The organism is Lactobacillus sp. IBH004, assembly GCF_026185255.2.
Taxonomy (GTDB): domain Bacteria; phylum Bacillota; class Bacilli; order Lactobacillales; family Lactobacillaceae; genus Lactobacillus; species Lactobacillus melliventris.
The window spans coordinates 109270-122635 of the sequence record NZ_CP110217.2; the positions used below are offsets into that span (position 1 = coordinate 109270).

The 13366-nt window shown below is 42.1% G+C and carries 5 protein-coding genes, 1 tRNA gene and 3 rRNA genes; 7 read left to right on the forward strand and 2 right to left on the reverse strand.

Translation table 11 applies throughout. The features are described 5' to 3' along the window. Positions 1–74: 74 nt before the first annotated feature. Positions 75–2915, forward strand: a complete 2841-nt coding sequence (locus tag LDX54_RS00525; protein WP_265667199.1) for a DEAD/DEAH box helicase — start codon at positions 75–77, stop codon at positions 2913–2915. Positions 2916–3111: 196 nt separating this feature from the next. Further along, on the forward strand, positions 3112–3363 hold the full coding sequence (locus LDX54_RS00530) for a hypothetical protein (protein ID WP_046324090.1): 252 nt from the start codon (positions 3112–3114) through the stop codon (positions 3361–3363). Positions 3364–3622: 259 nt separating this feature from the next. Here LDX54_RS00530 and LDX54_RS00535 read toward each other — a convergent pair whose 3' ends face one another. After that, positions 3623–4708, reverse strand: coding sequence for a serine hydrolase domain-containing protein (locus LDX54_RS00535; protein ID WP_265667635.1), 1086 nt, complete (start codon positions 4706–4708; stop codon positions 3623–3625). A 675-nt stretch (positions 4709–5383) separates the two neighbouring features. Between LDX54_RS00535 and LDX54_RS00540 the strand changes: the two genes are divergently transcribed. The 4 genes from LDX54_RS00540 (at position 5384) to LDX54_RS00555 (ending at position 10323) form a co-directional block, all read left to right on the forward strand. Next, positions 5384–6941 (forward strand): 16S ribosomal RNA (locus LDX54_RS00540). A gap of 206 nt (positions 6942–7147) precedes the next feature. Beyond that, positions 7148–10051 (forward strand): 23S ribosomal RNA (locus tag LDX54_RS00545). 72 nt (positions 10052–10123) lie between these two features. Further along, positions 10124–10240 (forward strand): 5S ribosomal RNA (gene rrf, locus LDX54_RS00550). Together the 16S, 23S and 5S rRNA genes with 1 tRNA gene alongside form the textbook arrangement of a ribosomal RNA operon. A 10-nt stretch (positions 10241–10250) precedes the next feature. Then, positions 10251–10323 (forward strand) — tRNA-Asn (locus tag LDX54_RS00555). A gap of 78 nt (positions 10324–10401) precedes the next feature. On the opposite strand, the gene LDX54_RS00560 is transcribed toward LDX54_RS00555, so the two are convergent. Continuing rightward, the gene (locus LDX54_RS00560; protein WP_265667198.1) at positions 10402–11328 is read right to left on the reverse strand and encodes a LysR family transcriptional regulator; all 927 of its coding nucleotides are present in this window, start codon (positions 11326–11328) and stop codon (positions 10402–10404) included. Between the two features lie 118 nt (positions 11329–11446). Here LDX54_RS00560 and LDX54_RS00565 point away from each other — a divergent pair, with 118 nt between their 5' ends. Further along, positions 11447–13327, forward strand: coding sequence for a flavocytochrome c (locus LDX54_RS00565; protein WP_265667634.1), 1881 nt, complete (start codon positions 11447–11449; stop codon positions 13325–13327). Positions 13328–13366: the final 39 nt, after the last annotated feature.

Here is a 13366-nt window from a genome sequence, read left to right on the forward strand (position 1 = left end):
ATTAGGATAAATTGGGGGTCATATCAGGTTGGGTTTCTTTTTCTTTTGTGTAAAATAATTTTGAGGTGATGTGAATGAATGAGCCTCTGCAAGATGCCATTCTTAACGGTTTATATGATTCCAGTTATCCGGGACATGAAGTATTAGGACCAAAGCTCCTGCAAAATAATAAGCAGGAGAACATTTGGCTGACTTTGCGCCAAGAGCTCCTCAGTTGCAACACTTTTACCTGGGCAGTGGCTTTTGTGACGCAGGACATGCTTGTCCCCTTTAAAGTAGTCATGGCCGATTTGGCTAAAAGAAACGTTACGGGTACGTTAATTACAGGTGACTATTTAGGATTTAACAATCCCAAAGTTTTCCGTGAATTAATGAAGATTAGCAACTTAACGGTAAAGATTACGCCGCAAGCCGGTTTTCACGCTAAGGGTTATCTCTTTGACCATGACGATTGGCAAACTTTGGTTATTGGCAGTGCTAATTTTACCCGTGCGGCACTTTTAAGTAATTATGAATGGGCTTTGAAAATTAGTTCGAAGAATAATGCGACACTGACAACACAAATTGCTCAACAGCTGCATGAATTAAAAAAGACGAGCACGCCATTATCCGCAAGCTGGATAAGAGAATATGAACAAAATTGGGTAAAGCCACAACCGCAATCACAGATTCATGTTAATGAAGCAGCTAAAATTGTGCCAAATAAGATGCAAGTAGAAGCTCTGCGTGAACTAAAGGAACTAGTTGCAGATGGTCAAAAACGCGGCCTGGTAGTTTCAGCGACTGGAACTGGGAAAACGTATTTGGGGGCTTTTGCGGTTAAAGATTTTAAACCGCATAAGTTTCTTTATGTAGTTCATCGTGAACAAATTGCCAAAAAAGCTTTAAAAAGTTTTTACCAGGTAATTGGCGGCAATCCAACTGATTATGGCTTGTTAACCGGACATAAGCACCAGCTTGAGCGCAAATATGTTTTTGCCACCGTGCAGACTTTGAGTCAGCCGGATATCCTTGCCAGCCTGAGTGCAACAACTTTTGATTACATTTTGATTGATGAGGCCCACAGAGCAGCCGCACCAAGTTACCAGAGAATTTTTGCCAAGTTTAAGCCGCAGTTTTGGCTGGGGATGACTGCCACGCCAGAAAGAATGGACGATCAGGATGTCTATAGATTGTTTGATTATAATCTAGCTTATGAAATCCGCTTGCGGGAAGCGTTAGAAGAAAAAATGCTGGCTCCTTTTCATTATGTGGGAGTTGCGGACTATGAAGTTGCTGGTGCAAGCATTGATGAGACCGCCAACTTGCGCAGATTACTGGCGCCGGAGCGTGTTGACTATGTTTTAAAGCAGCTGGATTATTATGGTTATTGTGGCTCTCAAGCTAAAGGTCTGGTCTTTTGCAGTCGCCAAGAAGAAGCGCGTGAATTAGCTCAAAGCTTTTCAGAGCGCAGGCATCCAGCAATCGCCTTAACTAATGAAGACAGTGAAAAAAGAAGACTGCAAGTAGTCAGGCAGCTGGAACAAGGTAAAATTGATTACATTATTACCGTTGACCTCTTTAATGAGGGAATTGATATACCGGCTTTAAATCAGATTATTATGTTGCGGAATACGCAGTCCAGTATTGTTTTTATCCAGCAGCTAGGTCGGGGCTTACGTAAATATCCCGGTAAAGATTATGTTACGGTCATCGACTTTATCGGTAACTATAAAAATAACTATTTAATTCCGATTGCTTTGAATCAGGATGACAGTCGTTCGCAGGATAAGGCACGTGAAGAAAGTGTGCTCCCGAGCTTTATTGATGTTTCAACGATTAACTTTAGCCAAATTGCTTCTGCCAAAATTTTGGCTTCGCTGGATAAGATTAAATTGGACAGCATTAAGGAATTGCGGCAATCTTACCAAGAATTAGCTGAAAAGATAGGGCGTCCGCCCTTGCTATTTGATTTTTATCGTTACGGTTCAACTTCACCAATGGTCTTCGCGAATAATCATAGTCTTGGGCACTATGGCGAGTTTCTGGTCAAGATGGGTGAGCCTGTAAAATTGAATGGTTATGAGAGTGCGGTTTTATCTTTTGTTACTAAAGAATTATTGAATGGCAAAAGGCCACATGAACTGCTGCTTTTAAAGCTGCTTTTAGAAAAAGAGCAGGTTAGTCAGGAAGAATTTGAAAAAAAATTGCATGATTATGGTGCCTATGTTAATGAAAGAGTGTTAACTTCAGTTGAAGATATTCTTTCGTTAAGCTTTTTTGCCATTAAGCAGGGCAAGACAACCAAAAAAGAACAATATGGCGGCCAGCCGCTTGTGATTAAAGCTGATTTACTGGATTATGCATTAGCACCGCAATTGACGCAGTCTCTTTTGCAAAATAATACTTTTAAAAAATTGTTTGTTGATGTGATTAAAACCGGTTTGGCAATGAATCAAAAATATGATAACCAAAAGCAATTTACTCTTTACGAGCAATACGATCGTAAAGATGCTTGTCGATTGCTCAATTGGCCCTTAGATGTTTCTGCACCAATGTATGGCTACCGTGTGGACGAACATGAAACTCCTATTTTTATCACTTATCAAAAAGACTCGGCTAAAAAGCGCAATGCTTTATACCATAATACGCTAGAAGACGGCCGCTGTTTACGCTGGTATACGCGATCGCCACGTCATCTAGAATCAGATGAGGTGCAGAGATTGCTTAATACGCCGCAAATGAAGTTGCTACTTTTTGTTAAGAAGAGTGATGCGATTGGCAAACAGTTTTACTATTTAGGACAGGTAGATATTCAAAAAGACACGGTCAAAGAAGAATTGCTAGGGCCGAAGAAAAAAGTAGCGGTAGGGATGAATTTATTGTTAGAAAAGCCGTTGAGTACAAAAATGTATGAGTTATTATTTAATGAATAAGAAAAAGTCTAAGAATTAATTTTCTTAGACTTTTTGTGTTAGCTGTAACGCTTCAAGAGTCGCCATTATAGAATTTTTACTTGATAAGATAAATAAAAAATATTAAATAAATATTAATAAAATTATCTATTTTACCAATATTATGTTAAAATACTATAAAATTTAAATAAGTAGGCCATAAAAAGGAGGTAACAAAATGGCAGAACGTAACCTTAAAGATGCAGATCAAAATAAAGCAATTCATGCTATGCGTCAAGAACATCGAATTAATCGAGTTGTTTTACCAATTGCGGCTCTATATGTAGTCTTTTTAATGTGGACAGCATTAACTAATTTTAGTTTGGCTCTTAAAATTGCTACAGTTGCATTTTTTATTACACTTGTCTATTTCGCTATCTCTGATACGATGTATCTGTATGACAAAATCAAAAAGAAACGTGAAAAATAATTTTAACTTTTAAATATTAAAAATAATCAAGATAAATGAAACTTTATGGCGCAGCCGTTAAGATCCCATCGGAAGTTATACTATATCGTAAGGAATCGTAAGGAAAAATCAATACGTCAAAAAGAGTAACTTTTAATAAATATTACAAGTAAAAAATAAGAGTTAGGGAAATTTCCTAACTCTTATTTGTTTTAAACTGAATTTATCGCAATTAAATAATTATAGAAGTTAAGCTAAATCAAAGAGTTGATAACTAAAACTAACGCGCGACGAAAGTATTAGGCTTGATGTGCTGCAATATTTCGTAGCCTACATCTTTTTGGTTGTTTTCATTATCATCAGTTTGATTTAAAAACATCACAATACCGTTTTGATTATCTGCAGTTAGCTGCATCCAGGTACCAAAATGAACCCCTTTAAAACTCCCATAGGCGTTTTTAATATTATCGTTATTATATAAATAAAGTCCGCCCGAATAATTAACTACCTTGCTTTTTAAGTGTGTTAGATAATAAAAATCGTTTTTACTAAGAATAGAGCCATCTGTTAAACCAACTTGCATTTTGTAATATTCTTCTGTAGTAGTAAATAGATTGCCGGCACCTGGAATCTGTGAGACTAAACTCTTTTTAAGATAAGCGGCTTGCTGATAATTTTTACCACCATTTGAATAGTATGAAATAGGGTCTGTTTTACCCTTAGGAATGTTTTGGTAAAGATATGTATTCTGCAAGTTCAGCTTGTCAATAATTCGGCTCTGGATATTATCCGCATACGATCTACCGGTGATTTGTCTGATAATGCCTGTAAGTAAAATATAATTACTATTATTGTAATGATAATTACCTATTGTGTCGGATGGAGAAGAATTAATGTTGTTAACTACCCAGTTAATTGCTTTTTCTTCCGAATAATTTCGGCCCCTGTCTACTTCGGTTTTAGTCGCCATAATACCGGAGGTATGAGTTAACAGATTGCCTACAGTGATACTATCCGCATTTTTGAGGTTAGGATACCACCGGGATATTTTGGTATATTGAGTAAAGGAATTATTAGTGCCCTTGGTTTCGTTAATTAATTGTACTACCATGGCCGCGGTTATTACTTTTTGCAAAGAAGCTGTCGGATAGACAACTTTGCTATTGCCGTTACCGATACGCTTGCCATACCAAGCATAACCATAGCTAATTGTCTGTGGTACACCGTTTTTAACAACGGTGACAATGCCGCGAACATGATGTTTTTGCAAGGTATTTCTGACAAAATTATACATTTCTGTCTGCGTGCTGCTTGGTGCTGCGTTGACTTGTGTAGTAGAAACAGCGGCTAGGGGTGTAGCGGCCATAGCTAAGGCCGTGACTAGTGTAATGATTTTATGTTTCAAAATAGTTTTAATCTCCTTAAAAAGATAGTTGTATTATAAAACTTTTAAATTAATTAGGTTATACGAAAGGATTAAGTTTAGATAACGTTTGCTATTTTTAAGATACGAAATTTTGACAAATAAAGAATAGATGAGACAAATATTTCAAGGAAATTGTGGGGCAATTCAAACTAGATTACGGCGAAGCTAGGCTAATTAATTGAGCAAAAATAATTCAAATATAATGAAGAAATATTTTTATTTCAAAAAAATGCAAAAAAGACTTGCAAAAAAGAAAAATACTTGCTAGTATTAATAACTGTCGTCGGGCAATGAGCCGCAAGGCAAGAGCACGAAGACAGCGTAAAAATCAAGCAAAAGCAGTTGACAAAAGACAATTGTTTTAGTAAGATAATAAACGCTGTCCGGTAAGACGGCAAAATAAGTCAGAAAAAAGTGCTTGACAAAAGCAAGTGGATCTGGCAAAATAAAAAAGCTGCTTTAGCAGCAGGTAGTACCTTGAAAACTGAACAATGTTTTCGCAAAAATGTGCGGGTTTAAAGAACCCAAAACAAAAGAGCGAAGTCAATTTCGCAAGCAAATAAATCCGAGATGCGAATCTTGGAACGAATGAGCAAACATTCAAACAAACATTTAAAAAATGAGAGTTTGATCCTGGCTCAGGACGAACGCTGGCGGCGTGCCTAATACATGCAAGTCGAGCGAGCAATTTTGACAGAATACTTCGGTAGGAAGTCAGAAGCGCGAGCGGCGGATGGGTGAGTAACACGTGGGCAACCTGCCCTTTAGCTTGGGATACCACTTGGAAACAGGTGCTAATACCAAATAAGCAGCAAGAGCGCATGCTCAAGCTGAGAAAGGCGGCTTTCGAGCTGTCACTAAAGGATGGGCGCGGTGCATTAGCTAGTTGGTAAGGTAACGGCCTACCAAGGCGATGATGCATAGCCGAGTTGAGAGACTGACCGGCCACATTGGGACTGAGACACTACCAAACTCCTACGGGAGGCAGCAGTAGGGAATCTTCCACAATGGACGCAAGTCTGATGGAGCAACGCCGCGTGAGTGAAGAAGGTTTTCGGATCGTAAAGCTCTGTTGTTGGTGAAGAAGGACAAGGAAAGTAACTGATCTTTGTTTGACGGTAATCAACCAGAAAGTCACGGCTAACTACGTGCCAGCAGCCGCGGTAATACGTAGGTGGCAAGCGTTGTCCGGATTTATTGGGCGTAAAGCGAACGCAGGCGGGAAGATAAGTCAGCTGTGAAAGCCCCCAGCTTAACTGGGGAACTGCAGCTGAAACTATGTTTCTTGAGTGCAGAAGAGGAGAGTGGAACTCCATGTGTAGCGGTGGAATGCGTAGATATATGGAAGAACACCAGTGGCGAAGGCGGCTCTCTGGTCTGTAACTGACGCTGAGGTTCGAAAGCATGGGTAGCGAACAGGATTAGATACCCTGGTAGTCCATGCCGTAAACGATGAGTGCTAAGTGTTGGGAGGTTTCCGCCTCTCAGTGCTGCAGCTAACGCATTAAGCACTCCGCCTGGGGAGTACGACCGCAAGGTTAAAACTCAAAGGAATTGACGAGGCGCACAAGCGGTGGAGCATGTGGTTTAATTCGAAGCAACGCGAAGAACCTTACCAGGTCTTGACATCTAGTGCCAGTCCTAGAGATAGGATGTTTCCTTCGGGAACACTAAGACAGGTGGTGCATGGCTGTCGTCAGCTCGTGTCGTGAGATGTTGGGTTAAGTCCCGCAACGAGCGCAACCCTTATTATTAGTTGCCAGCATTAAGTTGGGCACTCTAATGAGACTGCCGGTGACAAACCGGAGGAAGGTGGGGACGACGTCAAGTCATCATGCCCCTTATGACCTGGGCTACACACGTGCTACAATGGTTAGTACAACGAGCAGCGAACCTGCAAAGGCAAGCGAATCTCTGAAAGCTAATCTCAGTTCGGATTGCACTCTGCAACTCGAGTGCATGAAGCTGGAATCGCTAGTAATCGCGGATCAGCACGCCGCGGTGAATACGTTCCCGGCCTTGTACACACCGCCCGTCACACCATGAGAGTCTGTAATGCCCAAAGCCGGTGGGATAACCTGCAAAGGAGTCAGCCGTCTAAGGCAGGACAGATGATTAGGTGAAGTCGTAACAAGGTAGCCGTAGGAGAACCTGCGGCTGGATCACCTCCTTTCTAAGGAAAAGGGAGCCGAGACGGAGAGTAGGAATACTAAGAGAAGTCCGGCAAGAGCACATGAGTAGTGAAGACATTGTTTAGTTTTGAGGGTAGTACCTCAAACGAGTTAGTACATTGAAAACTGAATATAATCCAAGAAAAACCGAGAAACAATCAAAAGAGAACAGATTGCTAAAGAGCGACCGAGAGAGTATCTTGAGTAAGGTCAAGTAAAGAAGGGCGCACGGTGAATGCCTAGGCACAATGAGGCGAAGAAGGACGTGACGAACCACGAAAGGCTTCGGGGAGCAGTAAGTACGCAAAGATCCGGAGATATCCGAATGGGGAACCCAATGCATGCAGATGCATTACCAGGTGGTGAATCAATAGCCACCTGGGGCAAGACGCAGTGAACTGAAACATCTAAGTAGCTGCAGGAAGAGAAAGAAAAATCGATTTCCTAGTAGCGGCGAGCGAAGCGGAAAGAGCCCAAACCAGATGATTTATCATTTGGGGTTGTAGGACTGCGACAAGGCAGCGCAAAGGATAGCAGAATTACCTGGGAAGGTAAGCCAGAGAGGGTGAGAGCCCCGTAAGCGAAATCCCAAGCGCGCTGAGCAGGATCCTGAGTAGGTCGGGACACGAGGAATCCTGATTGAAGCAGCGAGGACCATCTCGCAAGGCTAAATACTACATTGTGACCGATAGTGAACCAGTACCGTGAGGGAAAGGTGAAAAGAACCCCGGGAGGGAGTGAAAGAGAACCTGAAACCGTGTGCCTACAAATAGTCAAAGCCCATTAAGGGGTAATGGCGTGCCTTTTGTAGAATGAACCGGCGAGTTACGTTAATTAGCGAGGTTAAGTCAGAAAAGACGGAGCCGGAGCGAAAGCGAGTCTGAAGAGGGCGCAGTAGTTAGTTGATGTAGACCCGAAACCAAGTGACCTACCCATGACCAGGTTGAAGGTGCGGTAAAGCGCACTGGAGGACCGAACCCACGTAAGTTAAAAATTGCGGGGATGAGTTGTGGGTAGCGGTGAAATTCCAAACGAACTTGGAGATAGCTGGTTCTCTCCGAAATAGCTTTAGGGCTAGCCTGGTGCTAGAAATGATCATGGAGGTAGAGCTCTGTTTGGACGAAGAGCCGTCAGGGGTTACTGAATTCAGATAAACTGCGAATTCCAGCGATCAAGGCACTGGAGTCAGACTGCGAGTGATAAGATCCGTAGTCGAAAGGGAAACAGCCCAGATCACCAGTTAAGATCCCCAAATCTATGCTAAGTGGAAAAGGATGTGGAGTTGCGTAGACAACTAGGATGTTGGCTCAGAAGCAGCCATCATTAAAAGAGTGCGTAATAGCTCACTAGTCGAGTGACGCTGCGCCGAAAATTTACCGGGGCTAAGCATAGTACCGAAACTGTGGATGTGCAGTAATGCACGTGGTAGGAGAGCGTTCTAAATGCGGCGAAGTTTAACTGTGAAGATAAATGGAGCGTTTAGAAGTGAGAATGCCGGTATGAGTAGCGCAAGATAGGTGAGAATCCTATCCGCCGAAAGACTAAGGTTTCCTGGGGCAGGCTCGTCCGCCCAGGGTAAGTCGGGACCTAAGGCAAGGCCGAAAGGCGTAGTCGATGGAGAACAGGTAGAGATTCCTGTACTGCTTATCTTCGTTAACAGCGAAGGAGGGACGCAGGAGGCAAAGAACGCATGGCGCTGGAAGCCATGTTTAAGCGTCAAGTGTGGTAATGAGTCAAATGCTTGTTACTGATAAGCACAAGGCGTGATGAGGAGCGAAATTAGAGTAGCGAAGGTTCAAGCGTCACACTGCCAAGAAAAGCTTCTAGTGAGAAGATAGGTACCCGTACCGCAAACCGACACAGGTAGTCGAGTGGAGAACACTCAGGTGAGCGAGAGAACTCTCGTTAAGGAACTCGGCAAAATCGCCCCGTAACTTCGGGAGAAGGGGTGCTGGTGTAAAGCCAGCCGCAGTGAATAGTACCAAACAACTGTTTATCAAAACACAGGTCTCTGCTAAGTCGTAAGACGACGTATAGGGGCTGACACCTGCCCGGTGCTGGAAGGTTAAGGAGAGCTGTAAGCGTAAGCGAAGCAGCGAACTGAAGCCCCAGTAAACGGCGGCCGTAACTATAATCGATCCTAAGGTAGCGAAATTCCTTGTCGGGTAAGTTCCGACCTGCACGAAAGGTGTAATGATTTGGGCACTGTCTCAACGAGAGACTCGGTGAAATTATAATACCCGTGAAGATGCGGGTTACCCGCGACAGGACGGAAAGACCCCATGGAGCTTTACTGCAATTTGATATTGGGCAGCTGTTAAACATGTACAGGATAGGTAGGAGCCGGAGAAGATAGCACGCCAGTGTTATCAGAGGCAATGTTGGGATACTACCCTTGTTTGATGGCTGCTCTAACCATGAGCCTCTAAGCGAGGCATGGGACAGTGTCAGACGGGCAGTTTGACTGGGGCGGTCGCCTCCTAAAGTGTAACGGAGGCGCCCAAAGGTTCCCTCAGAATGGTTGGAAATCATTCACAGAGTGCAAAGGTATAAGGGAGCTTGACTGCGAGAGCGACAACTCGAGCAGGGACGAAAGTCGGGCTTAGTGATCTGGTGGTACCGTATGGAAGAGCCATCACTCAACGGATAAAAGCTACCCTGGGGATAACAGGCTTATCTCCCCAAGAGTTCACATCGACGGGGAGGTTTGGCACCTCGATGTCGGCTCGTCGCATCCTGGGGCTGAAGTCGATTCCAAGGGTTGGGCTGTTCGCCCATTAAAGCGGCACGCGAGCTGGGTTCAGAACGTCGTGAGACAGTTCGATCCCTATCCGTCGTGGGCGTAGGAAATTTGCGAGGAGCTGTCCTTAGTACGAGAGGACCGGGATGGACATACCGCTGGTGTACCAGTTGTCTTGCCAAAGGCATCGCTGGGTAGCTAAGTATGGCCGGGATAAGCGCTGAAAGCATCTAAGTGCGAAGCCCCCTCAAGATGAGATTTCCCATACGCAAGTAGTAAGACACCTCAAAGACTAAGAGGTAGATAGGCTGGGAGTGGAAGAGCCGTGAGGCTTGGAGCGGACCAGTACTAATCAGTCGAGGACTTGACCAAAGCTTAAAGGCAATCAAGGTTTTTTTAGCGGATTATATTTAGTTTTGAGTGTAAAAGCTCACAAGGAAAAAGTACGGTGGCAAGAGCAAGAAGGAAACACCTGTAACCATGCCGAACACAGCAGTTAAGCTTCTTCACGCCGAGAGTAGTTGGTGGGAGACTGCCTGCGAGGGTAGGACGCTGCCGTGCTTTTTAGTATTCCGGCTTAGCTCAGTTGGTAGAGCGCTTGACTGTTAATCAAGATGTCGTCAGTTCGAGTCTGACAGCCGGAGCGAAGAGAGAAGAGGATCTGGAAAGGTCCTCTTTTTTTGCGTTTAGTAATTTAAATGCCCTGGATTAATTATTGTGTCCTATTTGATATTAGGTTCAATTTTAAGTTTTTGGAAAGCTGAAATTAGTTTCTTTAATCCTGGTTTTAGTTCTTGTCCATGCTTGACTGCAATGAAATATTTAATTTGGATCAAGTTATGATCAACGGGAAGTAAATTAATGGGTGTTTGTGCCATTCTTTTGATTATGCTGGCAGCGGAAATAGTTAATCCTACACCTTTTATTGCCAAATTAGTGGCAGTGATAATACTGCTGCTTTCTAATATAATATTAGGCTTGATATGAAATTTTTGAAATGCACCGTTGACTTGGTGACGTATAGCAGAATTAGTTGAACTGACAACAAAAGGTTCTTGCAAAATATCTTTAATGTCATATTCCTGCGGCTCGTGAATAAACCGACCTTTTTTAAAGTATTTTGATCTTGGCGAAATAATAACAAAATAGTTTTCACCACCATTGACATAGAAGTCCAGTCCTTGATTAAGTGATTCAGGTGTTTGACCGAGATAGCAATCTATTTGTTCATGCAAAAGATGTGTTTCACTCACTTTGGGAAAATTTTCTGCTAATTGTATTTTTATATGAGGATTTTCAAACATAAAATTAGGCAGCAATTCAGGTAATAAAAATGTACCTAGGCTTTCTAAAACACCAATTCTAATTACTTCTTGATCAGGTGATACGTACGGTATTAGCTGCTCAGTTAGTTTTTGTTTATTAGAAATTTTAGTTTCTAAATAATTGTAATAAATTATGCCGGCTTCTGTTAACTTGAATGGAATTGATTCGCGGTCAATTATCTTAGTTCCCAGTTTCCGCTCTATTCTTTTAATTAGTTGCGTTAAATAAGGCTGTGAAATATATAATTCGCTGGCTGCTCGTGTAAAATTACTTTCTTTTAGTAGGACATCAATAAAATGTAAAACTGTTTCAGGGTCATTCATATTTTACCTCCCATAACAATTTTATTATAATCTTTTTACTTTAAAACTATTTCATTTTGCTAAAAAAAGTTAGTAAAATTTAACTGATAAGTATTTAAAGAAAGGAAGTATATTAATGATGAAACCTGGTACTTACAAAGTTAAGGCTAAAGGTCATGGCTCCAGTTTTATGCCTATGGAAGTGACCCTTTCTGAGGATAAAATCAAAGAAATTGGTATAGATTCAAGTGGTGAAACTGCAGGAGTAGCCGATGAAGTTTTTAAACGTTTGCCAAAGCAAATTATTGCTAGCCAAACTTTAAATGTTGATGCGGTTAGTGGAGCTACTATTTCCAGCCATGGAGTAGTCGATGGTGTGGCTCAGGCAATTAATGAGGCCGGTGGAGACGCACAAGAATGGTTAAACAGGCCAAAACCTCAGACCGCTAATAGTTCAGACGCTGAATACCAAACTGATGTTGTGGTGATCGGTGCCGGCGGGGCTGGTCTTGCGGCAGCCGCCAGAACAATTCAAAACGGTAAAAAAGTAATAGTATTGGAAAAATTCCCTCAAATCGGTGGTAATACTACTAGGGCTGGTGGTCCTTTAAACGCTGCTGAGCCAGAATGGCAGAATAAGTTCAAGGCTTTACCAGGTGAAAAAGAAAGCTTGGAAAAATTAGCTGCTACGCCGATTGCTGAAATTGATCCAGAATACCGTGATGATTTTAAAGAATTGCAAAAGCAAATTAAGGCTTATGTGGATTCTGGAGAAAATTATCTTTTTGACTCGGTATTATTACATGAGATACAGACTTATTTAGGTGGCAAAAGAACTGACTTAAATGGTAATGAAATTCACGGCAATTATGCTTTAGTTACCGAGCTTGTCAATAACGTACTTGATTCGGTTAAATGGCTAACTGATTTAGGAGTAAAATTTGACCGCTCTGATGTCACTATGCCGGTTGGTGCTTTATGGCGTCGCGGTCATAAGCCGGTTGAACCTATGGGCTATGCATTTATTCACGTTTTAGGTGATTGGATAAAAGATCATGGCGCTACGGTTTTAACTGAAACTAGGGCACAGCATTTAATTATTGAAGACGGTAAAGTTACAGGTGTTGTAGCCCAAGGAAACGATGGCAGTAAGGTTACTGTTCATGCCCAAAAAGTAATTTTGACTTCTGGCGGCTTTGGTGCAAATACTAAAATGGTACAAAAATACAACACTTACTGGAAGCACATTGATGATGACATTGCTACTACCAATTCACCAGCAATTACTGGTGATGGGATAGCTCTAGGCCAAGAAGCAGGTGCTGATTTAGTTGGTATGGGCTTTATTCAATTAATGCCAGTTTCTGATCCTAAGACCGGTGAATTATTTACCGGTATCCAAACTCCGCCTGAAAACTTTATTATGGTTAACCAAAAGGGTGAACGCTTTGTTAACGAATTTGCAGAGCGTGATACTTTAGCTAAGGCGGCAATTGCTAATGGCACTTTGTTCTACTTAATAGCAGATGAAAAAATAAAGGCTACTGCCTATAACACAACTGAGGAATCACTTGAGGCCCAGGTAAAAGCCGGTACATTATTAAAAGCTGATACTCTTGAAGAACTAGCCGAAAAAGCCGGTATGGATCCTGCTACTTTGGTCAATACCATTAAAAAGTATAATTCATATGTTGATGCTGGTAATGATCCGGAATTTGGTAAAAGTGCATTTAACCTTAAATGTGAAGTTGCACCATTTTATGCAACGCCTCGTAAGCCAGCTATTCACCATACAATGGGTGGCTTAAAGATTAATCCTAAAGCGCAAGTATTAAATAAAGAGGGCCAGATTATTGCCGGCCTCTACGCTGCTGGCGAGGTTGCTGGCGGCTTGCATGCTGGTAATCGCTTAGGTGGTAATTCACTAGCTGATATCTTTACCTTTGGTAGAATCGCTGCCGATACTGCATGCGGTGAAATTGCACATAATGATGCCGTAACTGGTGCATCTGAAAAATAATATTTTGATTCTAGTAAAAAGGAAGGCAATTTGCCTTCC

Coding starts and splice junctions, on each gene's coding strand:
- LDX54_RS00525 (WP_265667199.1), top strand. CDS start 75: ATGAATGAGCCTCTGCAAGATGCCATTCTTAACGGTTTATATGATTCC.
- LDX54_RS00530 (WP_046324090.1), top strand. CDS start 3,112: ATGGCAGAACGTAACCTTAAAGATGCAGATCAAAATAAAGCAATTCAT.
- LDX54_RS00535 (WP_265667635.1), bottom strand. CDS start 4,708: ATGGCCGCTACACCCCTAGCCGCTGTTTCTACTACACAAGTCAACGCA.
- LDX54_RS00560 (WP_265667198.1), bottom strand. CDS start 11,328: ATGAATGACCCTGAAACAGTTTTACATTTTATTGATGTCCTACTAAAA.
- LDX54_RS00565 (WP_265667634.1), top strand. CDS start 11,447: ATGAAACCTGGTACTTACAAAGTTAAGGCTAAAGGTCATGGCTCCAGT.